Source organism: Alloalcanivorax venustensis, from assembly GCF_047495515.1.
GTDB lineage: Bacteria > Pseudomonadota > Gammaproteobacteria > Pseudomonadales > Alcanivoracaceae > Alloalcanivorax > Alloalcanivorax venustensis.
The window spans coordinates 2572312-2595255 of sequence record NZ_CP179934.1 but is presented as its reverse complement, the minus strand read 5'-3'; the positions used below and the strand labels follow the sequence as shown (position 1 = coordinate 2595255).

26 protein-coding genes and 1 pseudogene are annotated in these 22944 nt (G+C 64.1%); 24 read left to right on the top strand and 3 right to left on the bottom strand.

The window, feature by feature from the left end:
* Positions 1–43: 43 nt before the first annotated feature.
* Genes ACMG4O_RS12195 through ACMG4O_RS12185 form a run of 3 tightly spaced genes read left to right on the top strand, consistent with a single transcriptional unit; the run spans position 44 to position 2658 of the window.
* Positions 44–997, top strand: a complete 954-nt coding sequence (locus ACMG4O_RS12195) for an RluA family pseudouridine synthase (RefSeq protein ID WP_142949047.1) — start codon at positions 44–46, stop codon at positions 995–997.
* On the top strand, positions 997–1674 hold the full coding sequence (locus ACMG4O_RS12190) for an HAD-IA family hydrolase (RefSeq protein WP_414433858.1): 678 nt from the start codon (positions 997–999) through the stop codon (positions 1672–1674). Before ACMG4O_RS12195 ends, ACMG4O_RS12190 begins: the two co-directional genes overlap by 1 nt.
* A complete protein-coding gene (locus tag ACMG4O_RS12185) occupies positions 1675–2658 on the top strand; it encodes a S49 family peptidase (protein WP_370184086.1) in 984 nt (327 codons plus the stop codon). It abuts the gene before it with no gap.
* A 216-nt stretch (positions 2659–2874) separates the two neighbouring features.
* Here ACMG4O_RS12185 and ACMG4O_RS12180 read toward each other — a convergent pair whose 3' ends face one another.
* Entirely contained in the window at positions 2875–3468 is a 594-nt protein-coding gene (locus ACMG4O_RS12180; RefSeq protein WP_414433857.1) for a Maf family protein, read from the bottom strand.
* 161 nt (positions 3469–3629) lie between these two features.
* Between ACMG4O_RS12180 and ACMG4O_RS12175 the strand changes: the two genes are divergently transcribed.
* From ACMG4O_RS12175 to rmuC, 14 genes are all read left to right on the top strand, one after another.
* Positions 3630–4157: a YceD family protein gene (locus ACMG4O_RS12175; RefSeq protein ID WP_194856609.1), complete on the top strand. Its 528-nt coding sequence runs from the start codon at positions 3630–3632 to the stop codon at positions 4155–4157.
* Positions 4158–4175: 18 nt separating this feature from the next.
* Positions 4176–4370: a 50S ribosomal protein L32 gene (gene rpmF, locus ACMG4O_RS12170; RefSeq protein ID WP_142949042.1), complete on the top strand. Its 195-nt coding sequence runs from the start codon at positions 4176–4178 to the stop codon at positions 4368–4370.
* Positions 4371–4528: 158 nt separating this feature from the next.
* A complete protein-coding gene (gene plsX / locus ACMG4O_RS12165; protein WP_335628970.1) occupies positions 4529–5548 on the top strand; it encodes a phosphate acyltransferase PlsX in 1020 nt (339 codons plus the stop codon).
* 112 nt (positions 5549–5660) lie between these two features.
* Positions 5661–6590, top strand: a complete 930-nt coding sequence (gene fabD, locus ACMG4O_RS12160) for an ACP S-malonyltransferase (protein ID WP_142949040.1) — start codon at positions 5661–5663, stop codon at positions 6588–6590.
* A 10-nt stretch (positions 6591–6600) separates the two neighbouring features.
* Positions 6601–7335 (top strand): 3-oxoacyl-ACP reductase FabG, encoded by a 735-nt coding sequence (gene fabG / locus ACMG4O_RS12155; RefSeq protein ID WP_142949039.1) that lies wholly within the window; start codon positions 6601–6603, stop codon positions 7333–7335.
* 189 nt (positions 7336–7524) lie between these two features.
* On the top strand, positions 7525–7758 hold the full coding sequence (gene acpP / locus ACMG4O_RS12150; RefSeq protein ID WP_067606090.1) for an acyl carrier protein: 234 nt from the start codon (positions 7525–7527) through the stop codon (positions 7756–7758).
* Positions 7759–7836: 78 nt separating this feature from the next.
* Complete coding sequence (fabF, locus tag ACMG4O_RS12145) at positions 7837–9075, top strand: beta-ketoacyl-ACP synthase II (protein WP_142949038.1); 1239 nt, start codon at positions 7837–7839, stop codon at positions 9073–9075.
* Positions 9072–9866, top strand: a complete 795-nt coding sequence (gene pabC, locus ACMG4O_RS12140) for an aminodeoxychorismate lyase (RefSeq protein WP_414433856.1) — start codon at positions 9072–9074, stop codon at positions 9864–9866. Before fabF ends, pabC begins: the two co-directional genes overlap by 4 nt.
* 18 nt (positions 9867–9884) lie before the next feature.
* Positions 9885–10925 carry an endolytic transglycosylase MltG gene (gene mltG / locus ACMG4O_RS12135; protein ID WP_414433855.1) on the top strand — a complete coding sequence of 347 codons (1041 nt, stop codon included), beginning with the start codon at positions 9885–9887 and terminating at the stop codon, positions 10923–10925.
* Positions 10922–11548, top strand: coding sequence for a dTMP kinase (tmk, locus tag ACMG4O_RS12130; RefSeq protein ID WP_194856603.1), 627 nt, complete (start codon positions 10922–10924; stop codon positions 11546–11548). The genes mltG and tmk overlap by 4 nt, the downstream gene beginning before the upstream one ends.
* A gap of 41 nt (positions 11549–11589) precedes the next feature.
* The gene (locus ACMG4O_RS12125) at positions 11590–12570 is read left to right on the top strand and encodes a DNA polymerase III subunit delta' (RefSeq protein WP_142949138.1); all 981 of its coding nucleotides are present in this window, start codon (positions 11590–11592) and stop codon (positions 12568–12570) included.
* A 53-nt stretch (positions 12571–12623) separates the two neighbouring features.
* Positions 12624–12971, top strand: coding sequence for a PilZ domain-containing protein (locus tag ACMG4O_RS12120; protein ID WP_142949034.1), 348 nt, complete (start codon positions 12624–12626; stop codon positions 12969–12971).
* A 66-nt stretch (positions 12972–13037) separates the two neighbouring features.
* Positions 13038–13844, top strand: a complete 807-nt coding sequence (locus ACMG4O_RS12115; protein WP_194856602.1) for a TatD family hydrolase — start codon at positions 13038–13040, stop codon at positions 13842–13844.
* On the top strand, positions 13841–15208 hold the full coding sequence (gene rmuC / locus ACMG4O_RS12110) for a DNA recombination protein RmuC (RefSeq protein WP_194856601.1): 1368 nt from the start codon (positions 13841–13843) through the stop codon (positions 15206–15208). Before ACMG4O_RS12115 ends, rmuC begins: the two co-directional genes overlap by 4 nt.
* A 6-nt stretch (positions 15209–15214) precedes the next feature.
* On the opposite strand, the gene ACMG4O_RS12105 is transcribed toward rmuC, so the two are convergent.
* Together ACMG4O_RS12105 and cadR are read right to left on the bottom strand one after the other, a co-directional pair.
* Complete coding sequence (locus ACMG4O_RS12105) at positions 15215–15658, bottom strand: hypothetical protein (RefSeq protein WP_194856600.1); 444 nt, start codon at positions 15656–15658, stop codon at positions 15215–15217.
* Between the two features lie 123 nt (positions 15659–15781).
* Positions 15782–16189: a Cd(II)/Pb(II)-responsive transcriptional regulator gene (cadR, locus tag ACMG4O_RS12100; RefSeq protein WP_067605269.1), complete on the bottom strand. Its 408-nt coding sequence runs from the start codon at positions 16187–16189 to the stop codon at positions 15782–15784.
* A gap of 95 nt (positions 16190–16284) precedes the next feature.
* Between cadR and ACMG4O_RS12095 the strand changes: the two genes are divergently transcribed.
* The 7 genes and pseudogenes from ACMG4O_RS12095 (at position 16285) to ACMG4O_RS12065 (ending at position 22875) form a co-directional block, all read left to right on the top strand.
* On the top strand, positions 16285–17181 hold the full coding sequence (locus ACMG4O_RS12095; RefSeq protein ID WP_068518358.1) for a cation transporter: 897 nt from the start codon (positions 16285–16287) through the stop codon (positions 17179–17181).
* Between the two features lie 3 nt (positions 17182–17184).
* Complete coding sequence (gene lspA, locus ACMG4O_RS12090) at positions 17185–17697, top strand: signal peptidase II (protein ID WP_414433854.1); 513 nt, start codon at positions 17185–17187, stop codon at positions 17695–17697.
* Positions 17698–17718: 21 nt separating this feature from the next.
* Positions 17719–19008 (top strand): ISL3-like element ISPpu12 family transposase, encoded by a 1290-nt coding sequence (locus ACMG4O_RS12085; protein ID WP_348321975.1) that lies wholly within the window; start codon positions 17719–17721, stop codon positions 19006–19008.
* Between the two features lie 105 nt (positions 19009–19113).
* A complete protein-coding gene (locus ACMG4O_RS12080) occupies positions 19114–19518 on the top strand; it encodes an MASE1 domain-containing protein (protein WP_170214481.1) in 405 nt (134 codons plus the stop codon).
* A gap of 65 nt (positions 19519–19583) precedes the next feature.
* On the top strand, positions 19584–21086 hold the full coding sequence (locus ACMG4O_RS12075; protein WP_138773302.1) for a transposase: 1503 nt from the start codon (positions 19584–19586) through the stop codon (positions 21084–21086).
* A gap of 220 nt (positions 21087–21306) precedes the next feature.
* Positions 21307–21564: pseudogene (lspA, locus tag ACMG4O_RS12070) on the top strand (signal peptidase II); the annotation flags it as partial.
* Between the two features lie 21 nt (positions 21565–21585).
* Positions 21586–22875 carry an ISL3-like element ISPpu12 family transposase gene (locus tag ACMG4O_RS12065; protein WP_348321975.1) on the top strand — a complete coding sequence of 430 codons (1290 nt, stop codon included), beginning with the start codon at positions 21586–21588 and terminating at the stop codon, positions 22873–22875.
* The last annotated feature ends 69 nt before the right edge of the window (positions 22876–22944 follow it).

Sequence of the window (22944 nt, the reverse complement as noted above, 5' to 3'; positions counted from 1 at the left end):
GACACCGCTGGCGGAGCCGCGCCCGCTTGGCTAGAATCGCCGCATGTCAGATACCCCCGCCGCCGATCGCGTCACTTTCGTTACCATCGATGAAGGCCGTGACGGCCAACGCCTTGATAATTTCCTGATCACCCACCTCAAGGGTGTGCCCCGTTCGCGTATCTATCGGATTATCCGATCCGGCGAGGTGCGGGTGAACAAGAAGCGCGCCAAGCAGACCACCCGCCTGGCCGTGGACGACGTGGTGCGCGTTCCGCCGGTGCGCACCAGCGAGTCCCAGGCGCCGCCGGTGGTCAGCGGCGGGCTGGCCGAGCGGCTGGCGCGGGCGCTGCTCTACGAGGACGATCAGATCTTCATCTTTAATAAGCCCGCCGGGCTGGCGGTGCACGGCGGCAGCGGGGTCAGCCTGGGGCTGATCGAGGCGCTGCGGGTGCTCTACCCGGAAGAGCGCAACCTGGAGCTGGTGCACCGGCTCGACCGGGACACCAGCGGCTGCATCATGGTCGCCCGCCACCGGGGCTTTTTGCGGCGCCTGCAGAAATTGATGCAGCAGGGTGGGGTGGAGAAGCGCTACTGGCTGCTGTGCCAGGGGTTTAAAGGCAGCGAGCGGCGCATGGAAGCGCCCCTGCTGAAGATCACCCAGGGCAACGAGCGGATGGTGCGGGTGTCCCGCGAGGGCAAGGCCTCGGTGACCGATTTCACGCTGGTGGAGCGGTTCGGCGACGCCGCCCTGGTGGAGGCGCGCCTGGGTACCGGCCGCACCCACCAGATTCGTGTGCACAGCCAGTTCGGCGGCTTCCCGATTCTCGGCGACGATAAATACGGCAGCCGCAAGGGCGACGCACGGCTGGAGGCGCTCGGGCACCGCCGCCTGTGTCTGCACGCCCGGTCGCTGGTGTTCCGCCACCCGCAGAGCGGCGAAACCATCAAGGTCAACGCGCCGCTGGACGAGGATTTCGAGGCCATCCTGGCGGCGCTGCGGTCGGATAAACGCTGATGGCCTACCAATTGGTGATTTTCGACTGGGACGGCACGGTGATGGACTCCACCGGGCGTATCATTGCCTGCATGCACCAGGCCGGCGCCGATCTTTGTCTGCCGGTGTTGGAGGACGACGCCGTGCGCGAGATCATCGGGCTGGGTCTGCCGGAAGCCCTGCGCACCCTTTACCCGGGCATCGGCGACCGGGATCTGGAGCGCATGCGCGAGCGTTACGCGGTGCATTTCGTGGCCGCCGAGGCGAGCCCCAGCCGGCTCTACCCGGGCGCCCGCGAGACGCTGGCGGCGCTGCGCGCCGCCGGGTTGCGCCTGGCGGTGGCCACCGGCAAGAGCCGCAAGGGGCTGGAGCGGGTGTGGGCGAGCAGTGGGCTGGGCGACAGTTTCGATGCCTCCCGCTGCGCCGACGAGACCCATTCCAAGCCGCACCCGGCCATGGTCACGGAGTTATTGACCGAACTGGGCGTGGCGCCGGAGCGGGCGCTGGTGGTCGGGGATACGTCCTTTGATCTGCAGATGGCGCGCGACGCCGGTGTCGACCGGGTGGCGGTGAGTTACGGCGCCCATCCGGTGGACCGTTTGATGAACTTTCACCCGCTGGCGGTGATCGATGCTTTACCGCAGTTGCTGCCGTTACTCGGCGTGGACTGCGAAACACACTTCGAGGAGACGGTGTAGATGGAGTCCGACAATAACAACCCGGCGAACAGCGGCCCCACCAGTAAAGAGTGGAAGCTGCTCGAGAAGCTGCTCGGCCAGGCCCAGGCGGAACAGCGCAAGACCCGCCGCTGGGGCATCTTCTTCAAGAGCCTGACCTTTATCTATCTGTTCGCGTTGCTGTTCATGATGACCGGCAGCCGCTCCGGGGACGCCATGGCGGTGGCCGAGCCCCACGTGGCGGTGGTCGACCTGAACGGCGTGATCATGGCGGATTCCGAAGCCAGCGCCGATCTGATCAGCCGCGGGCTGCGCGACGCCTTCGAGGCGGAGAACGCCGAAGCGGTGCTGCTGCGCGTCAACAGCCCGGGCGGTTCGCCGGTGCAGTCGAACTTCGTGTTCAACGAAATCCAGCGGCTGCGCGCCGAATACCCGGATAAGAAGCTGTACGCGGCGATCACCGATATGGGCGCCTCCGGCGCCTATTACATCGCCGCCGCCGCCGACCAGATCTACGCCGACCCGGCCAGCATCGTCGGCTCCATCGGCGTGATCATGGCCAGCTTCGGGGTGCAGGAAGCCGCCGAGAAGCTGGGCGTGGAGCGCCGCGTGTACACCGCCGGCGAGAATAAGGCGCTGCTCGACCCGTTCTCGCCGGTGCGCGAGTCCGACCGCGAGCACGTGCAGACCATGCTCAACGAGATCCACCAGCAGTTCATCGGCGCGGTGAAGGACGGCCGTGGCGACCGCTTGAAAGTGGACGAGAACCCGGAGCTGTTTTCCGGCCTGTTCTGGACCGGTGAGCGCGCTCTGGAGCTGGGGCTGATCGACGGCCTGAAAAGCCCGGGGCAGGTGGCCCGCGACGTGGCCGGCCTGGAGGAAATGGTGGACTACACCGTCACCCGCTCGCCGGTGGACCGCTTCCTGAAGCGCTTCGGCACCTCGATCGGCAACGGCATCGGCCAGACCCTGGGCCTGGAAGGCGGCGCGCCCACGCTGCGATAACCGCGAACGGTAGGAGCGGGCCCCGCCCGCGAAAGGAAGCGAAGTTGTGCGAGCGGGCCTCGCCCGCGAAAGGGTGGCCTTGGCCACCCGGCGGGATACCAGAGGCGTTGTTGGTGCTTTGTTAGAGAGGTCTCTGGGATCCTGCCGGCAAGCTGCGCTTGCCTTTCGCGGGCTGGGCCCGCTCGCACAAGTTGCCACCATTGTTGGCTTGCGGCTCTAGCCGGGTAGGGCGACGCCCTCGGCGTTGAGAAAGTCGGTGAGCATGATCAGCGGCAGTCCCACCAGCGCATTAGGGTCTCGGCCTTCGAGCGCTTTGAATAGCACAATGCCCAGACCCTCGGACTTGAAGCTGCCGGCGCAGTTGAGGGGTTGTTCGACCTCGATATAGCGCTCAATCTGGCGGTCACGGAGTTGGCGGAAGTGCACGGTGAAGCGCTCGCAGCCGCTCTGGTGGCGGCCGGTGGCGCTGTTCAGCAGGCACAGCCCGGTGAGGAACTGCACGGTGCGGCCGCTGGCGCGGCGCAGCTGGGCCACGGCGGTGTCGTGATCGCCGGGCTTGCCGAGCACGTCGCCGTCGATCACCGCCACCTGGTCGGAGCCGATGATCAGGGCGTCCGGGTGTGCGTCGGCGAGGGCGGCGGCCTTGTCCCGCGCCAGGCGCAGCACCAGCTCCGTGGGCGTTTCGCCGGGCCGGGCGCGCTCGTCGATGTCCGGGCTGTGATGCTGGAATGACAGACGCAGCTTGCCCAGCAGCTCGCGGCGGAACGGCGACGAGGAGGCCAGAATCAAAGGCTGTGGCTGGTCGGTCATGGCGGTCTCCTGGTCGGTGGCGGGTGGTTGCGGGTCGGGAGTGTACCCACGGCCCCGATCCGGTGCACGAAAAAACCAGCTTTCTCAGACAGTTAAGCCGGGCGTCGCGGGTGTATTTTCGCTTTGACAGGACGCGGGCCCGCGCCTAGAATTGCGCGCTTATGTTTTCAGGGCAACTGCCACCGTATCTGGAACCGAGGAAGTTCGCGGACCAGGAACGCGTCGTCGAAGGCGAAGCCCGGGTCGGGGACCTCCCCAGACTGCGGGAATATCGCGAGAGTCTGGACCAGCCGGTCCGGGTGAGCCTGGCCTTTGGCCGGGACGAGGACGGCCGCCGGCGCGTTCAGGGCCGGGTGGAGACTTCTCTGGTTCTGGTGTGCCAGCGTTGTCTGGAGCCGGTGCAACAGGAAGTCGCCGCCGACGTCGATCTGATGTTGGTGTGGAGCGAAGAGCAGGCCAAGGCATTGCCCGCCGACCTGGATCCATTGCTGGTTACCGAGGAGCGCATGACGCTGGCGGAACTGGTGGAAGAAGAGCTGCTGCTGGCGATGCCGCTGGTGGCGCTTCACGATCAGTGCCCCGATCCGCCGCCCCAGAGCGCTGGGGATCCGGGCGACCAGGATGACAATCAGTCCGATCCGGATAATCCGTTTGCCGTGCTGGCCCGTCTCAAGGGCCGCCGCAAGTAATACGCCGAGGAGCAACAAATGGCTGTTCAGAAGAGTCGCAAAACCCGTTCCAAGCGTGGCATGCGTCGTTCCCACGATGCGCTGACCGCGCCCGCTATCACCGAAGACGCGAGCACCGGTGAAGTGCACCGCCGTCACCACATCTCTCCGGACGGCATGTACCGCGGCCGCCAGGTGCTGCGCACCGCGGAACTGGACGACGAAGAAGAGTAAGTCCGTTTGCCGCGGGCGGTGCGCCGCCCGACGGTACGCCGCCCGACGGTGACAACAGGACGACTGTGTAACGGGAGCCTTCAGGGCTCCCGTTTCTCTATCCACGGCCGGATCGAACTCGTATCATGGCCGTCGCTTCGCCAAGCAGGAAATTTGCCATGTCAGCGGTTGTGACCCTGGCCGTGGACGCCATGGGCGGCGATCACGGTCTGCCCGTGACCGTGCCCGCCGTGGCCCGGATACTGGCCCGCCACCCCGATCTGCATGTGATCATGGTGGGCGAGCCGTCCGCCCTCGCCGCGGCCCTGAAGAAAGAAAAACTCGACGATCACCCGCGCCTCGCCCTGACCCCGGCGTCGGAAGTGGTGGCCATGGACGACCCGGTCGCCGTGGCACTGCGCCAGAAGAAAGACTCCTCCATGCGGGTGGCCATCAACCAGGTTAAGGAAGGCCGCGCCCTGGCGGCGGTCAGCGCCGGCAACACCGGTGCCCTGATGGCGGTCAGCCGCTTCGTTCTCAAAACCCTGCCGGGCGTCGACCGGCCCGCCATCTGCACCGCCATCCCCACCGCCAAAGGGCACTGCCACATGCTCGATCTGGGCGCCAATGTGGATTCCGAACCCAAGCACCTGCTGCAGTTCGCCCTGATGGGGCAGGCCGTGGTGCGCGCCGTGGACGGGTTGAGCGCGCCGCGGGTGGCGCTGCTGAACATCGGCGAGGAGGACATCAAGGGCAACGAGCAGATCAAGGAAGCCGCCACCCTGATGCAGCAGGCCGCCGATCTGAACTACGCCGGTTTCGTCGAGGGCAACGGCATCTTCGTCGGCGACGTGGACGTGGTGGTCTGTGACGGCTTTGTCGGCAATGTGTCGCTGAAAACCATGGAAGGCGCCGCCTCCATGATCGGCGGCATGATCCGCGAAGAGGCGGGCCGTTCCCTGCTGCGCAAGCTCAGCGGCCTGTTCGCGCTGCCGCTGCTGCGCGGGCTCAAGCACCGTCTGGACCCGGAGCGTTACAACGGCGCCAGCCTGGTGGGGCTGAACGGTATCGTGGTGAAAAGCCACGGCGGCACCGGCGTGGAAGGCTTTGTCAGCGCCCTGGAAGTGGCGGTTCTCGAAGCCGAGCGCAACGTGCCGGCGCTGATCCGCGACGCTCTCGCCCCGGCGGACGCCTCCTAGGTTTTCCCGGGGCGCGGCGGCCGCGCATTCACAATTTGTTTCAGGGTCGGGCGGACAGCCGCGCCCGCAGGCGGCATACTCCCGGCTCGAGCGACATCAAAGAGGCAAACGCATGTCGAAAACCGCTTTCGTCTTTCCCGGTCAGGGTTCCCAGAGCCTGGGTATGCTGGCCGATTTCGCCGAGCGCGTTCCGGTGCGCCAGGCGTTCCAGGAGGCCTCCGGCGCCCTGGATCTGGATCTCTGGCAGCTGGCGCAGGAAGGCCCGGAAGAGGCCCTCAACAGCACCGAAAACACCCAGCCGCTGCTGCTCACCGCCGGTGTGGCGCTGTGGAAGCTCTGGGAGCAGGCCGGCGGCGCCCGTCCCGACCGGCTCGCCGGCCACAGCCTGGGCGAATACACCGCGCTCACCTGCGCCGGGGTGATCACCCTGGGCGACGCCGTGCGCCTGGTGCGCCGGCGCGGCGAACTGATGCAGGCCGCCGTGGCCGACGGCGAGGGCCGCATGGCCGCGATTCTGGGCCTGGACGACGACCAGGTCCGCCAGGCCTGCGCCGACGCCGCCCAGGGCGAGGTGGTGGAAGCCGTCAACTTCAATGCGCCGGGCCAGGTGGTGATCGCCGGCCAGGTGAGCGCCGTGGAGCGCGCCATCGAGGCGTGCAAGGCCGCCGGCGCCAAGCGCGCCATGGCGCTGCCGGTGAGCGTGCCGTCCCACTGCGCGCTGATGCGCCCGGCGGCGGACAAACTGGCCGAGCAGTTGCAAAGCACCAAATTCTTCGCGCCGGAGCTGCCGGTGATCAATAACGTGGACGTGAGCGCGGAGTCCGACCCGGACAGCATCCGCGGCGCGCTGGTGCGCCAGCTGCACTCGCCGGTACGCTGGTCGGAAACGGTGCGCGCGCTGGCCGCCGACGGCGTCTCCACGCTTTACGAGTGCGGGCCCGGCAAAGTGTTGTGCGGCCTCACCAAGCGCATCGACCGGGGCCTGGACGCCAAGCCCCTGGAAAACGATGCCGCCTTTCAGAACGCGCTCACCGGCGCCTGAGGAGAACCTTATGAGCGAGGACAGAAAAGTAGCGCTGGTCACCGGGGCCACCCGTGGCATCGGCCGGGCGATCGCCGCCGAGCTGGCCGGCGCCGGCTGGTTCGTGGTCGGCACCGCCACCAGCGAGAAAGGCGCCGCCGCCATCTCCGAAGCGCTCGGCGAGCAGGGCGCCGGCGTGGTGCTCAACGTCGCCGACGACGACTCCGTGGCCGAGGGCCTCAAGGCGCTGAGCGCCGAATACGGCCCGCCGCTGGTGCTGGTCAACAACGCCGGCATCACCCGCGACAACCTCATGCTGCGCATGAAGGCGGATGAGTGGCAGGATGTGATCAACACCAACCTGAATTCGCTGTACCGGGTCACCAAGGCGTGCCTGAAGGGCATGACCAAGGCCCGCTGGGGCCGGGTGATCAACATCAGCTCCGTGGTCGGTACCATGGGCAACGCCGGCCAGGCCAACTACGCCGCCGCCAAAGGGGGCGTGGAAGGCTTCACGCGGGCCCTGGCGCGGGAGCTGGGGTCGCGCAACATCACCGTGAATTCGGTGGCGCCGGGCTTTATTCAGACCGATATGACCGATGGCCTGCCCGAGGCGCAGCGTGAAGCGCTGCTCAGCGAAATACCGCTGGGGCGCCTGGGATCGCCGGCCGAAGTGGCCAGCGCCGTGGGCTGGCTGGCCAGCGAGGGCGGCGGTTATGTGACCGGCACCACGGTGCATGTGAACGGCGGGATGTTCACGGGTTGAGACATTGCTGCGGAAAACCGCTAAGCTGCGCTTAGCCACGGCGTACGGGCGCTTCTCGCAGGCGCTCAAACATTTGGAAACTAATCCGCGAAAACCAGTACCGAGAGCGGCTTGCAAGCGCGAACAGCGTTCACCTAGAATAGCCGCTCATAGGTGCTTGCACACCATCAACAGGAGAGTAATAACATCATGAGCAGCATCGAAGAACGGGTCCAGAAGATCATCGTTGAGCAACTGGGCGTTAAACCGGAAGACGTTAAGCCCGCCGCCTCCTTCGTCGAAGACCTGGGTGCCGATTCACTGGACACCGTCGAGCTGGTAATGGCTCTCGAGGAAGAATTCGAAACCGAAATTCCGGACGAAGAGGCTGAAAAGATCAGCACCGTTCAAGCTGCCGTGGATTACATCAAGTCGCACAGCTGATTCGGTCACAGCCAACGCAACGTCAGTAAAAAAACCGCAGGCTCTCCGGGCTTGCGGTTTTTTTTGGGAGGAGAACGGGTGACACGACGTCGAGTAGTGATAACCGGTCTGGGAATGTTGAGCCCTCTGGGCACCGACGTGGCCAGTACCTGGGAGGGCATTCTGGCCGGTCGTAGCGGTATTCGCCGGATCGACCATTTCGACACGGAGAACTTCTCCACCAAGTTCGCCGGGCTGGTGCCGGACTTTGCCATGGACGAATATTTGTCCGGCAAGGAAGCGCGCAAGATGGATGTCTTCGTGCAGTACGGCATGGTGGCGGCGATTCAGGCCCTGCGTGACGCCGGCCTGGAAATGGATAAGGAAAACGGTGAACGCATCGGCGTCGCCATCGGCTCCGGCATCGGCGGGTTGACCAACATCGAGGAAAACCACCAGAAGCTGATGGATTCCGGGCCGCGCAAGCTGTCGCCGTTTTTCGTGCCCAGCACCATTATCAACATGATCGCCGGCAACCTGGCCATCATGTACGGCTTCAAGGGCCCGAACTTCGCCACCGTGACGGCCTGCACCACCGGCACCCACAACATCGGCTTCGCCGCCCAGCAGATCCAGCTGGGCACCGCCGACGTGATGGTCGCCGGTGGCGCCGAGAAGGGCTCCACGCCGCTGGGCATGGGCGGTTTCGCCGCCGCCCGGGCACTGTCCACCCGTAACGACGATCCCACCGCCGCCAGCCGGCCCTGGGACCGGGACCGGGACGGCTTCGTGCTCGCCGACGGCGCCGGCGCCGTGGTGCTGGAGGAATACGAGCGCGCCAAGGCCCGTGGCGCCACCATCTACGGTGAGCTGATCGGCTACGGCATGAGCGACGACGCCTACCACATGACCGCGCCGTCCGAGGACGGGGCCGGGGCCGCCCTGGCCATGGGCAACGCGATCCGTGATGCCGGCATCGATCCGTCGGAAGTGGCTTATGTGAACGCCCACGCCACCTCCACCAAGGTCGGCGATCTGATCGAGATCCACGCGGTCAAGAAGGTGTTCGGCGACCACGCGCCGAAGCTGGCGATGAGCTCCACCAAATCGATGATCGGCCACCTGCTGGGCGCGGCCGGCGCGGTGGAGGCCATCTTCACGCTGCTGGCCATGCGCGACTCCGTGGCGCCGCCGACCATCAACCTGGACAACCCGGACGAGGGCTGTGATCTGGACCTGGTGGCCAACCAGGCCCAGCAGCGCACCATCGACGTGGCGTTGTCCAACTCGTTCGGGTTCGGCGGCACCAACGGGTCGCTGCTGTTCCGCAAGGTGTGAGCGGCGGGCCCGCCGTCAACGACCGGGGCCTCGCCTATGGCGACGGCCTATTCGAGACCGTGCGGGTCACGGCGTCCGGCGCGGCGCCACTGTGGCCGCGCCACCGGGCGCGGCTGCTCGACGGCGCCGCCCGGTTGCGGATCCCGGTGGCGCCGGACGCCCTGGACCGCTGTCTCGCTGACGCTCTGACCGCCGCGCCGCCCGGCACCGGTCTGATCAAGCTGATTCTCACCCGGGGGCCGGGCGGTCGCGGGTACCTGCCGCCGTCGCACCCGACGCCTTCCCTGTTCGCCCAGCACGGCACCGTGCCGGAGTGGTCGCCGCTGTTGCGCCGCGACGGCATTGAAACCGGCCTGTGCAACGAGCCCCTGGAGCGCGACCCGCTGGCGGGTCTCAAGCATCTTAACCGGCTGCCCCAGGTGCTGGCCCGCATGGAAGTGGCCCGCCGGGGCTGGCACGAGGGCCTGCTGCTGGACCGGCGCGGCTGCCCGCTGGAAGCCACCGCCATGAACCTGTTCGCGCTGTTCGGCGATACCCTGTGGACGCCCGCCCTGGACGCCGCCGGGGTGGCCGGCGTCGGCCGTGCCTGGTTGCTGGCGCGGGCCGGCGAGCAGGGCCGCCCGGTGCAGGTGCGGCTGCGTCCGCTGTCACATCTGCGCACCGCCGACAGCGTTTTTCTGATCAACAGTGTTGTCGGGGTGCTGCCGGTGCGTAAACTGGCGCAATGGGTCTGGCCGGTCACCGCGCCGGTGCGACAATTCCAAGAAGACTTCGAGGTTCTTTTTTCATAAATGCGCCGAAAAATACGAATGTTCGGGTTGCTGCTGTTGTTGCTCCTGGTCGGCATCCCTCTGGCCGGCTTCTGGGTGAGCGGCTATTTGCACCGGCCGCTGCCCCTGGAAGAGCCGGTGCTGGTGGAAGTGGCGCCGGGCTCTTCGTTCAACGGTCTGCTGGCGGGAATGCGCGCCGACGGCCTGCTCGGTGAGCCGCCGGAAGCCCGTCTGCGGCGCTGGTCGGCGCGGCTCTACAGCGCCTTCACCGGGGTCGATGCGCGCCTGCATGTGGGCGAGTACCAGCTCAACCCCGGCGACTCCCTGCTCACGCTGCTGGAAAAGATCGACCGTGGCGACGTGCTGCAACGCAGCGTCACCCTGGTGGAGGGCTGGAATTTCCGCGAATGGCGCGCCCGCCTGGCCGGCCTGGAGGGCATAGAGCACACCCTGGTGGACCTGGACGGCGCCGCGGTGATGGCCCGTCTGGGCCGGCCCGGTGCCCACCCGGAGGGCTGGTTCGCGCCGGAAACCTATTTCTACACGCGCGGCACCCGCGATGTGGATCTGCTGCGCCGCGCCCTGGAGCGCCAGCAGCGGATTCTCGATCAGGCCTGGGCGGCCCGCGATGAGGATCTGCCCTACGACACCCCCTACGAGGCGCTGATCATGGCCTCCATCGTGGAGAAAGAGACCGCGGTACCGGCGGAGCGCGGCCGCATCGCCGGCGTGTTCATCAACCGCCTGCGCAAGGGCATGCGGCTGCAGACCGATCCCACCGTGATTTACGGCATGGGCACCGACTACGACGGCAATATCCGCCGCTCCGACCTGCGCCGCAAAACCCCCTACAACACCTACGCGATCAGCGGCCTGCCGCCCACGCCGATCGCCATGCCCAGCCGCGAGTCGATCCTCGCGGCGGTGAGCCCGGAGCCCACCGAGGACCTCTTCTTCGTGGCCCGGGGCGACGGCAGCCATAAGTTTTCCCGCACCCTGGCGGAACACCAGCGCGCGGTGCGCGAGTATCAGCTCAAGCGGCGCGAGAATTACCGCTCCAGCCCGGAGCCGCGGCCGTGAGCGGGCGTTTTATCACGCTGGAAGGCGGCGAGGGCGCCGGCAAAAGTTCCAACCTGGCGTGGCTCGCCGAGCGCCTGCGTGACGCGGGCGTCCCCGTCACCGTGACCCGCGAGCCCGGCGGCACCGATCTGGCCGAACGGATCCGCCAGGTGCTGCTCGACCCCGGCCCGGAGGCCATGGACGACACCACCGAGCTGCTGCTGGTGTTCGCCGCCCGGGCGCAGCATCTGGCGGCGCTGATCCGGCCGGCGCTGGCGCGCGGCGAGTGGGTGCTCTGCGACCGCTTCATGGACGCCACCTGGGCCTACCAGGGCGCCGGCCGGGGCCTCGACCGGGAGCGCATCGCCGTGCTGGAGCGCCTGGTGCTTCAGGGTCTGACCCCGGACCGCACCCTGCTGTTCGACGTGCCGGTGGCGGAGGGCCTGGCGCGGGCCGGCAAGCGCTCCCGCCCGGACCGTATCGAACGGGAGCAGGCGGCCTTTTTCGAACGGGTGCGCCAGTGCTACCTTGAGCGCGCCACCGGCGAGCCGGACCGGTTCCGGGTGGTGGACGCCGGCGTCGGCCTGGATCAGGTGCGCGCGCAACTCGAGAACCACCTTCAGGAGATGCTGCAGTGGCGCTGAACGCCCCCATCCAGGTGCCCTGTCCCTGGCACCGGGAAGAGATGCAGCGGCTGCTGGAGCAGCACGCTCAGGGCCGTCTGCCCCATGCGTTGCTGCTCGCCGGCGCCGCCGGCAGCGGCAAGTTCCGCCTGGCCCAATCCCTGGCCCAGGCGCTGCTGTGCGAAAACCCCAGCGCCGGGCTCGCCTGCGGTCAGTGCCACGGCTGCCATCTGAGCGCCGCCGGCACCCACCCGGACGCGCACACCCTGGTGCCGGAAGGCACCAGCCTGGGCATCAAGATCGATCAGGTGCGCCGTTTGGTGGAGTTCGGTACCCGCACCGCCCAGTACAACGGCGCCCGGGTGGCGTTGATCGCCCCCGCCGAGGGGCTGAACCGCAGCGCCCAGAACGCCCTGCTCAAGACCCTGGAGGAGCCCGGCCGGGGTCTGGTGCTGATCCTGGTCAGCCACCAGCCCAGCCTGCTGTTGCCGACCATACGCAGCCGCTGCCAGCAGCGGCATCTGCCGCTGCCGGAACCGGCGGCGGCGCTGGAGTGGCTGGTGCCTCAGGCCGGCGAAAAAGAGGCGCCGGCCTTGCTGGCCGCCGCCCAGGGCGCGCCGTTGCGGGCTCTGGAACTGCAGCAGGCGGACTGGTTCGCGGCCCGCGAGCAGCTCGCCGGGCAATTGCTGTCGGTGGCTCAGGGGCGCCTGTCGCCGGCCCAGGGCGGTCAGGCGCTGGCCGCCCACGACCCGCGCGTGATGGCCGGAGTGCTGTACGGCTGGCTGGCCCGGGCTTCGGTGCTGGCCGCCCTCGGCGATAAGGTGGAGCAGGCCGACCCGGCCGGGGTTCAGGATCCCAAGGTGGAGCCGATACTCAGACAACTGGCGGCGCAGCTTCCGCCGGCGCGGCTGCTGCGCGCCGCCCAGCGGGTCATGGAAGGGCGCCGGCAGCTGATGGGCGGCGCCAACCCGAATAAAGAGCTGCTCATGGAACAATGGTTGCTGGTCCTGGTGGGCGTTGACGCTGCCGCCGGCGGCTTCTAATCTGCTGAGACCATTCCAATAACGCTAAAGGGTTTGTCAGGGGGAGCGATCGCATGAAAATGCCCGGAGGCCGCAGCGGCATTCTGTCATTGAGCATCAAGGACAAGGCGGCCCTGTATTCGGCTTACATGCCTTTCGTCACCAACGGCGGTCTGTTCGTCGCCACCGACAAGAACTACAAGCTGGGCGAGGAAATCTTCCTGCTGCTCAATATCATGGACGAGCCGGAGAAAATTCCGGTGGCCGGCAAGGTGGTGTGGATCACGCCCCAGGGCGCCCAGGGCAACCGCAGCGCCGGTATCGGCGTGCAGTTTTCCGACCAGGACGACACCGCCCGCCGCACCATCGAAAACCACTTGGCCGGCTCGCTGCAATCGGACCGTCCCACCCACACCATGTAGCGTTCGCGGTCGCTCCCCGCTACCCTTGCGGTTTTCCCGCTATCCGCGACAGGAGCCGAACCGTTGATGTCCGACACCGCTGTTGATCGTCCCGATCTGGTGGATTCCCACTGCCACCTGGACCGTCTTAATCTGGATGCCTACGACGGTGATTTCGACGCCATGATGGCCGCCACCCGCGCCGATGGCATCAGCCATATGCTGTGCATCGGTGTCGATCTGGAAACCTTTCCCCGTGTCCGTGAGCTGGCCGAGCGCCATGCCGACGTGCACGCCACCGTGGGCGTGCATCCGCTCTACAAGGACTCCCGCGAGCCGGACGCCGATGAGCTGGTGCGCCTGGCCGACCACCCCCGGGTGGTGGCGATCGGCGAGACCGGCCTGGATTATTTCTACGCCAAGGAACAGCGCGACTGGCAGCGGGACCGCTTTATCGAGCACATCCGCGCCGCCCGCCGCACCGGCCTGCCGCTGATCATCCACACCCGCGGCGCCAAGGAGGACACCCTGGCGCTGTTGCGCGAGCACGGCGAAGGCGAGGTGCGCGGGGTGCTGCATTGTTTCACCGAAGACCTGGATATGGCCGAGCAGGCCATGGCGCTGGGCTTCTATATTTCCATTTCCGGCATCGTCACCTTCCGCAACGCGGAGGCGCTGCGCGACACCGTGCGTCAGGTGCCGCTGGAGCGCCTGTTGATCGAAACCGACTCCCCCTGGCTGGCGCCGGTGCCGTACCGCGGCAAACCCAACGAACCCCGTTACGTGGCCCGGGTGGCCGAGTGCGTGGCGGAGCTCAAGGGCATTCCGGTGGCCGAGCTGGCGGCGCTGACCCGGGACAATTTCTACACCCTGTTCAACAAGGCGGCGCGATGAACGATCTGACCGTATGGATTCTCACCGGCGCCCTGTCGGCGGCGGTGACCGCCCTGATCGCGCTACTGATCACGCGCGGCGCCCTGAACCGTCTGCGCGGCGAGCGGGACCAGGCCCGTGACCGTCTCGCCACTCTGGCCGAGGAACGCGACCGTCAGCACCAGCAGCAGGACGAGCGCCAACGAAATCTTGAGCAACGGCTGCGGGAAAGCGAGCAGAGCCTGGCCCAGGCGCGCGCCGACAAAGCCCGTCTGGATGAGCGGCTGGCCGGCCAGCAGGACAAGCTCACCTTTCTGGAAAACAGCCGCGAACAGCTGCGCCATGAATTCGAAAACCTGTCGGCGAAAATCTTCGAACAGCGCAGCAAGCAGTTCGAGGAAAAGAACCGCGAGGGGCTGGACGGGCTGTTGAAGCCGTTCCGCGAGCAGCTGTCGGAGTTCCGCCGCCGGGTGGATCAGATCCACGGCGATGACGCGCGCGCCCAGGCGGCGCTCACCGAACAGCTGCAACACCTGAAAAGCCTCAACCAGCAGATGCACCAGGACGCGCGCAACCTCACCGAGGCACTAAAGGGCCAGGTGAAAACCCAGGGCAACTGGGGCGAGATGATTCTGGAGCGGGTGCTGGAAAGCTCCGGGCTCACCAAGGGCCGCGAATACGATACCCAGGTGGCGCTGAAAGGGGAGAGCGGCGAACGACGTCTGCCGGACGCCATCGTGCATCTTCCGGAAGACAAGGACGTGGTAATCGACGCCAAGGTGTCGCTGGTGGCCTACGAGCGCTACGTGTCCGCCGAGGACGACGAACAGCGCGGCCTGGCCCGCGAACAGCACCTCAGCTCCCTGCGCGCCCACATCAAGGGTCTGGACGCGAAGAATTACAGCGGCCTGGAAGGGGTGCGCAGCCTCGATTTCGTGCTGCTGTTCATCCCCGTGGAAGGGGCCTTCATGACCGCCATGGAAGCGGATCCGGGCCTTTATACCGAGGCCTACGAGCGCAATATCGTGCTGGTCAGCCCGACCACGCTGCTGGTCACCCTGCGCACCATTCAGAACATCTGGCGCTACGAGTACCAGAACCGTAACGCGCTGGACATCGCCAGCCGCGCCGGCCGCATCTGCGACCAGGTGTCACTGGTGGCGGAGTCCCTGTCGGATGTGGGCGACAAGATCGACAAGGCGCAGCAGTCCTGGGAAACCTCCTACAAACGGCTCACCGAAGGCCGCGGTAACCTTCTCGGTCAGGCCCACAAGCTGCGCGACCTGGGCGCCAAGGCACGCCGCGCTCTGCCCGCCGCCTCCGACGACGATGCGGACGAGGGCGCGGACCAGAACGGCACGCCGGAGAGCGACGACACGCCCTGAGCGGGGTCAGTGGCCGCGCTGGTGCGCGGCCCGTTGCGCCTTCTTGATGTTCTCCCGGCGCGCCTGTTGTTGCGCCTTGGTGGGTTTGTCCTTCTCCGGCACCTTGGGGCGCGGTTTGGCCTCGAACATGTCGGCGCTGCTGTGCACCGGCGCGCTGCCCAATTGCTCCAGCACCTTGCGGGCGTCGTCGCTGTCGGCGATCAGCTTGCCGCCTTTCATGTGCGCCCATTCCTTGGGGATCAGCCATTTCACCGTGCCCCAGGTGCCGCTTTTGCGTTGTCCGGCCACCCGCTGGATGCCGCCAGGGTCGCCCACGTCGTGGGTGCGGAACGTCTTGAACTGGGATTTGTTGCGCACCGCCACATGGTAGTAGTCGCCGTCGCTGCCACGGCCCGGCGCCTTGCGCTGGGCGCCTTCCGGCTGAGAGCGGGCGCGTTCGGATTTGCTCATATTGCGCCAGGTTTTCTGCGCCTTCTTGATGTTTTGGGTATACGGATTAAATGGTTGATCTTACCTTTGCATGAGAGTGAGGCAAACCGACATCTCATCGGATTATCTGGTTGGTACTCCAACCTACTGCTGATGCATGCTTCCCTCGCTAATTCCAGCAAGAACCCCACACGCCTTAACTTCCCGGTCATCGTTGCAACGCGCTCTTAGTGAAACGAGTTGTTTCTCAAGCGCCTGTAGAGCGGTTATCTGCGAGCGCACATGAGAGATGTGATCATCGAGCAAAGCATTGACGGCGGTACAGGACTGATGAGGGTCGTCCTGATAGCGCTGTAGTTCGTGAATTTCTGCCAGTGACAGATCCAGGATGCGGCAGCGACGAATAAAGGCCAGCCGCTCAACGTGTTTCTCGGTATAGACACGGTAACCGTTCTCCTGCCGATCAGGCGGCGGCAACAAGCCCTGCCGTTCGTAGAAGCGGATCGTCTGTGTATCTACCCCTACTGACTGTGCCAACTGACCAATACGCATCGGGTTCCTCCGCAACGGATTCTCTACGCTATTGACCTTATAGCTACTATATAGTTTTAAATGAAAGCCCGATCACATTCAAGTGGAGTCATATCATGAGTAAAAACTGCGGAGGCCCCTGTGGCGACGATGCAAGGCCTGCGGCGGATACCGATATGCAGGCCTCCTCCGATGCGTCGGGGGAATGGGTCAGTGTTTATGCCGTGCCGAAGATGGACTGTCCATCAGAAGAGCGCATGATTCGCCTGGCCCTGAACGGCGTTGAGGGGATTCGGGCACTGTCCTTCGACTTGTCGAACCGCCGGGTGAAGGTCGTGCATGACGGTGAGGTCGAGCCCGTCACCTCGAAACTGAAGACCTTGGAGCTAGGCGCCTCGCTTCAGGAAAGCGTCGCTGCCGATCCGGAGACCATCAAGGCGGCCGAGTTCTCGGCAGCCTCTGCCACGCAAGAATCCGGGACTCTGCGCTGGTTGCTCGGCATCAATGCACTCCTTTTCGTAGTGGAAATGACAGCCGGCCTGATCGCCCAGTCCACCGGCCTGATTGGAGAGTCCCTGGACAATTTCGCCGATGCGGCCGTGTACGGGCTCGCCCTTTATGCGGTTGGACATAGCGTGAGAATGCAGTTACGTGCCGCGCATGTTGCTGGTGTACTGCAACTGATCTTGGCTGTGGGCGTACTCATAGAGGTGGTGAGACGCTTTGTATTCGGTAGTGAGCCTGAATCGCTGGTGATGATGGCTATCGCATTCGTCGCATTGATTGCCAATACCAGTTGTCTGCTGCTCATATCCAAACATCGGGAGGGCGGGGCGCACATGAAGGCAAGCTGGATATTCTCGGCCAACGACGTGGTGATCAACCTGGGGGTCATCACCGCCGGCGCCCTGGTCGCGTGGACCGGTTCCAATTATCCGGATCTAATTATCGGCACCATCGCGGGGCTCGTCGTGCTTAACGGTGCCAGGCGCATTCTGGCGCTCAAGGGTTAAATAATGCTCATTATTGGCAAAAAGCTCTCGCCGTACGCCCTGTTGTCCATATCGGGCCTGCTGGCAACGTCTGATCAGGCTGTAAAGTGGCTGGTGCAGCAATCAATGGCCTATGGCGAGTCTGTTTCGGTGACCCCGTTCTTTAACTGGGTGCACCTATGGAACACCGGTGCCGCATTCAGTCTTTTTGCGAATGGTGGAGGCTGGCAGCGCTACTTTTTTATCGGGATCGCGGTGGCGGTCTCGATTTTTCTGATCAAGCTGATCCTTGAAAATCGTCATAAAGGAGAAGCCATCGCTTACAGTCTTATCCTCGGTGGCGCCATGGGCAACCTGATTGACCGGGTCTTTCGTGGCTATGTTGTGGATTCCTTTGATTTCTATTGGCGAGACTGGCATTGGCCGGCCTTCAACCTGGCTGATATTGCAATTGTCCTCGGTGCCTTACTTTTCGTTTCCGGCAGCTTTTTGGGTAAAAAAGCAAACACCAATGCCGAGTCGGATGGATCTGACTGACACCTTCGCCTATACAACACCATGACCGAACTTCCCGACAACATTCTTCACCTGCCGCAATACCAAGTACTGGGCTGCAAATCAACCGACGACGAAATGCACTTCCAGGTGGACGCGCCCGATCCCGTCGCTTGCGAGGAATGCGGCGTGCAGGGTGAGTTCGTGCGGTTCGGCAAGCGTGATGTTCCCTATCGTGATCTGCCCATCCACGGCAAGCGGGTCACCCTCTGGGTGGTCCGCCGCCGGTACACCTGCCGGGCCTGCAAGACAACCTTCAGGCCCCAGCTACCGGAGATGGTGGACGGCTTCCGTATGACGCTGCGGCTGCATGAATACGTGGAGAAGGAATCCTTCAACCACCCCTACACCTTCGTGGCGGCACAGACAGGTCTGGACGAGAAGACGGTACGCGACATCTTCAACGCCCGCGCCGAGTTCTTGGGGCGCTGGCACCGCTTCGAGACGCCCCGCATTTTGGGCATCGACGAGCTGTACCTGAACAAGCGCTACCGCTGCATCCTGACCAACATCGAGGAGCGAACCCTGCTCGACCTGCTGGCTACCCGCCGTCAGGACGTGGTGACCAACTACCTGATGAAGCTGAAAGACCGCCAGAAGGTCGAGATCGTCAGCATGGACATGTGGAACCCTTACCGGGCAGCGGTCAAGGCCGTGCTGCCACAGGCCCGCATCGTGGTCGATAAGTTCCATGTGGTACGCATGGCCAACGATGCCCTGGAGAAGGTGCGCAAGGGCCTCAGAAAGGAGCTGAAACCCTCCCAGAGCCGAACCCTCAAGGGCGACCGGAAGATCCTGCTGAAACGCGCTCACGAAGTTTCAGATCGGGAACGGCTGATCATGGAGACCTGGACAGGCGCATTCCCGCAACTGCTGGCCGCCTACGAGCACAAGGAACGCTTCTACGGCATCTGGGACGCCACCACACGGCCCCAGTCAGAAGCCGCCCTGGACGAGTGGATAGCCACCATTCCGAAAGGCCAGAAGGAAGTCTGGAGCGATCTGGTCAGGGCTGTGGGCAACTGGCGCGAAGAGATCATGACCTACTTCGAGACGGACATGCCCGTCACCAACGCTTACACGGAGTCGATCAACCGACTGGCCAAAGACAAGAACCGTGAAGGGCGTGGTTACTCCTTCGAGGTGATGCGGGCACGAATGCTCTACACCACGAAGCACAAAAAGAAGGCACCCACTGCGAAGGTCTCTCCGTTCTACAAGAAAACCATCGGTTACGGACTACCGGACTTCGCAGAGGAGCTCAACTACGGGGTCGATCTATCAACCATCTGAGGGTGGTATCAGATTGATGGGGTGAAGGTGCCCCATCAACCATTAAATCCGTATACCCGAAAAACATTCATGGCAGGATGCCATCAACTTCCGGATTCGGCGTCCATGACTCTCGCGCGTTTTTATTCCATCCCCACACTGCTGCAAGGTGCCGCCCTCACCGGGTCGTACGTGCTCACGGGGTTGCTGAGTCTTGACCTGAGCGCCAACGACGGCCTGGCCAGCATGGTCTGGCCGCCGGCCGGCATCGCCCTGGCCGCCATGCTGCTGGGCGGCAACCGATTCCTGCCAGCCATCTGGCTGGGTGGCTTTATCGCCGTCAACGTGACCAGTGGCAGCGTACTGATGGCGCTGCTGTCCGCCTGCGGCACCACCTTCGCTGCGTGGCTGGCACGCACCGCGCTGACGCAACTGCATCCGCAAGACACCCTGTTTGATGGATTGCTACAATCGAGTGGGAGTGACTGGCACTCACAGGCAATGTCTGGCACTGGCTGGCATCACAGCTGAGACTTCAATATCTCGCAGCTGAGCGATAAACTGTATAAAAACACAGTATCGCAAGGATGCGGATCATGCCCCAAGTGGCGGCCAGGATGGCCAGCCGGGACGAGAACACTGGTCGTTACCAGCGTCACCGGCCCGAGCAAACCCTGCTCTATCGGATCGTCGAAGAATACTACCCGACGTTCGCTGCCCATTTGGCGGCGCAGGGCAGGGAACTGCCCGGTTATGTGCAACGCGAGTTTGACGACTACCTCAAATGCGGCCGTCTCGAACACGGCTTTCTGCGGGTGCGTTGTGAGTCGTGTCACGCTGAGCACCTGGTTGCGTTCAGCTGCAAACGTCGGGGCTTCTGTCCTAGTTGTGGCGCACGGCGTATGGCCGAAAGCGCCGCGCTACTGGTCGATGAGGTTCTGCCCGTACAGCCCATGCGCCAATGGGTACTCAGCTTTCCCTTTCAATTGCGCTTTCTGTTCGCCAGCCGGCCGGAGGTCATGGGCCGGGTGTTGGGCATCGTTTACCGCGTCATCGCCACGCATCTGGTCAAGAAAGCGGGCTATACCCACCAAGCGGCCAAGACCGGTGCCGTCACCCTGATCCAGCGCTTCGGCAGTGCACTGAACCTCAACATTCACTTTCACATGCTGTTCCTCGATGGCGTGTACGTTGAGCGTCCCAATGGAACAGCCCGGTTCCTCTGGGTCAGGGCGCCGACCAGCGCCGAACTCACCCAACTGGCGCACACCATCGCCCATCGGGTCGGCCGCTATTTGGAGCGGCAAGGCCTACTGGAGCGGGATGCTGAAAACAGTTACCTGGCCTTGGATGCGGTGGATGAAGATGCGATGACTCCACTGCTGGGGCATTCCATCACGTATCGCATCGCCGTGGGGCCACAGGCAGGGCGCAAGGTGTTCACCCTGCAGACACTGCCCGCCTGCGACCCGGAAGATCAGTTTGGTGACATGCCCGGTAAGGTTGCCGGTTTCTCGCTACATGCCGGCGTAGCGGCCAAGGCCCATGAGCGCAGCAAACTCGAACGGCTGTGCCACTACATCAGCCGCCCGGCGGTGTCTGAGAAACGGCTGTCGCTCACGAAGAATGGCAACGTGCGCTACCAGCTCAAGACGCCGTACCGGGACGGCACCACGCATGTGATCTTTGAGCCGCTGGACTTCATCGCAAGACTGTCGGCGTTGGTGCCGAAGCCACGTGTGAACCTTACCCGGTTTCATGGGGTGTTTGCGCCCAACAGCAAGCACCGCGCCCTGGTTACACCTGCCATGAGGGGCAAGGGGAGCAAAAAGGTCAAGGTATCGGATGAGCCGCCAACACCCGCTGGGCGGCGAGCGTCGATGAAATGGGCACAGCGGCTCAAGCGTGTATTCCAAATCGACATCGAGACTTGCAGCGAATGCGGCGGTGCCATGAAGGTGATTGCCTGTATTGAAGATCCGGTAGTGATCAAGCAGATCCTCGACCATCTGAAGCAAAAAGCCGAAACCAACGAGTCCAGCCCGTTGCCCGAGAGCCGGGCACCACCGGCTGGCCTGTCGCCGGGTCTGTTTACCTGACCCGTCCCAAACGATTCCGATCACGATGCTGCGGTAATTCAGCCGCGGCAGGGATGCGTTATGCCGGCGGCTTGGGTTGGCCCCGGCTGTCGGGAAAAACGGGTGAATTTTCGGCGGGATCGATGGCTACACGGGCCGGATTCAGAATCACCCACTGGCAAAGCAGGCCGTCATTCGCGGTCTACAGTGGCTGGACTTGGAGAAAAACGGCGTTTATTCCAAGCTGATCCTTGAAAATCGTCATAAAGGAGAAGCCATCGCTTACAGTCTTATCCTCGGTGGCGCCATGGGCAACCTGATTGACCGGGTCTTTCGTGGCTATGTTGTGGATTCCTTTGATTTCTATTGGCGAGACTGGCATTGGCCGGCCTTCAACCTGGCTGATATTGCAATTGTCCTCGGTGCCTTACTTTTCGTTTCCGGCAGCTTTTTGGGTAAAAAAGCAAACACCAATGCCGAGTCGGATGGATCTGACTGACACCTTCGCCTATACAACACCATGACCGAACTTCCCGACAACATTCTTCACCTGCCGCAATACCAAGTACTGGGCTGCAAATCAACCGACGACGAAATGCACTTCCAGGTGGACGCGCCCGATCCCGTCGCTTGCGAGGAATGCGGCGTGCAGGGTGAGTTCGTGCGGTTCGGCAAGCGTGATGTTCCCTATCGTGATCTGCCCATCCACGGCAAGCGGGTCACCCTCTGGGTGGTCCGCCGCCGGTACACCTGCCGGGCCTGCAAGACAACCTTCAGGCCCCAGCTACCGGAGATGGTGGACGGCTTCCGTATGACGCTGCGGCTGCATGAATACGTGGAGAAGGAATCCTTCAACCACCCCTACACCTTCGTGGCGGCACAGACAGGTCTGGACGAGAAGACGGTACGCGACATCTTCAACGCCCGCGCCGAGTTCTTGGGGCGCTGGCACCGCTTCGAGACGCCCCGCATTTTGGGCATCGACGAGCTGTACCTGAACAAGCGCTACCGCTGCATCCTGACCAACATCGAGGAGCGAACCCTGCTCGACCTGCTGGCTACCCGCCGTCAGGACGTGGTGACCAACTACCTGATGAAGCTGAAAGACCGCCAGAAGGTCGAGATCGTCAGCATGGACATGTGGAACCCTTACCGGGCAGCGGTCAAGGCCGTGCTGCCACAGGCCCGCATCGTGGTCGATAAGTTCCATGTGGTACGCATGGCCAACGATGCCCTGGAGAAGGTGCGCAAGGGCCTCAGAAAGGAGCTGAAACCCTCCCAGAGCCGAACCCTCAAGGGCGACCGGAAGATCCTGCTGAAACGCGCTCACGAAGTTTCAGATCGGGAACGGCTGATCATGGAGACCTGGACAGGCGCATTCCCGCAACTGCTGGCCGCCTACGAGCACAAGGAACGCTTCTACGGCATCTGGGACGCCACCACACGGCCCCAGTCAGAAGCCGCCCTGGACGAGTGGATAGCCACCATTCCGAAAGGCCAGAAGGAAGTCTGGAGCGATCTGGTCAGGGCTGTGGGCAACTGGCGCGAAGAGATCATGACCTACTTCGAGACGGACATGCCCGTCACCAACGCTTACACGGAGTCGATCAACCGACTGGCCAAAGACAAGAACCGTGAAGGGCGTGGTTACTCCTTCGAGGTGATGCGGGCACGAATGCTCTACACCACGAAGCACAAAAAGAAGGCACCCACTGCGAAGGTCTCTCCGTTCTACAAGAAAACCATCGGTTACGGACTACCGGACTTCGCAGAGGAGCTCAACTACGGGGTCGATCTATCAACCATCTGAGGGTGGTATCAGATTGATGGGGTGAAGGTGCCCCATCAACCATTAAATCCGTATACCCGAAAAACATTC